Annotated in this window: 1 protein-coding gene; it reads right to left on the reverse strand. The window is 58.3% G+C overall.

Translation table 11 applies throughout. From position 1 onward, the window contains the following. A partial coding sequence (gene ftsZ, locus AWV70_RS19770) for a cell division protein FtsZ (RefSeq protein ID WP_060210242.1) occupies window positions 1-1,031 on the reverse strand: 1,031 nt, incomplete at its 3' end. Between the last annotated feature and the right edge of the window lie 95 nt (window positions 1,032-1,126).

Genomic DNA, 1,126 nt, shown 5'->3' on the forward strand with positions numbered 1-1,126 from the left:
ATACCATGCTGCTGGTAACGATCCATCACCGGCTGCTGAACCTGCTTGTTGGTTACCAGGGTGATTTCCGGACGCTTATCCATGCCAATACCGGTCGCCACTACGGTCACGCGCAGCTCGTCGTTCATATCCGGGTCCAGAGAGGTACCGATAACCACGGTCGCATTATCCGAGGCAAAAGCACGGATGGTGTTACCCACAGTTTCGAACTCGTCCAGACGCAGGTCGAAGCCCGCAGTAATGTTGACCAGCACGCCGCGCGCGCCTGACAGGTCGATATCTTCCAGCAGCGGAGAAGAGATAGCCATTTCAGCCGCTTCTTCCGCACGGTCTTCACCGCTCGCCACCCCGGAGCCCATCATCGCGTAGCCCATTTCAGACATCACGGTACGGACGTCCGCGAAGTCGACGTTCATCAGACCCGGACGGGTGATCAGTTCGGCGATACCCTGCACCGCGCCTTTCAGGACGTCGTTTGCCGCGCCGAATGCGTCGAGCAGGGAAATTCCACGCCCCAGGACCTTCAGCAGCTTGTCGTTCGGGATGGTGATCAGTGAGTCAACGTGCTTGGACAGCTCGGTGATCCCCTGCTCAGCGAACGCCATGCGCTTCTTACCTTCAAAATTAAACGGCTTAGTGACCACCGCAACGGTGAGGATCCCCAGATCCTTCGCCACTTCCGCGACTACGGGAGCCGCGCCGGTACCGGTACCGCCGCCCATGCCTGCCGCGATGAACACCATGTCTGCGCCATCAAGGGCTGCGCGCAGCGCTTCACGGTCTTCATCAGCCGCGTTACGGCCGACTTCCGGGTTCGCGCCCGCGCCCAGACCTTTGGTAATACCGCTACCGATCTGGATAGTCTGGCCAACCGCCGTCTTACGCAGCGCCTGCGCATCGGTATTTACCGCGAAGAATTCAACACCCTCAATGCGCTCGCGCACCATGTGTTCAACGGCGTTACCGCCGCCGCCACCGACGCCGATGACTTTAATCACCGCGTCGTTGGTCAGTTCCATAGGTTCAAACATAGTTTCTCTCCGTCTTGTGCCTGTCGCCTGAGAACGCTAATTGTCTGCGTTCTCTTAAAAAATTAAAACTCTTTTCGCAGCCAGCTGTTGAGTCG

It is taken from the genome of Sporosarcina koreensis (assembly GCF_001531445.1).
Classification (GTDB): domain Bacteria; phylum Bacillota; class Bacilli; order Bacillales_A; family Planococcaceae; genus Sporosarcina; species Sporosarcina koreensis_C.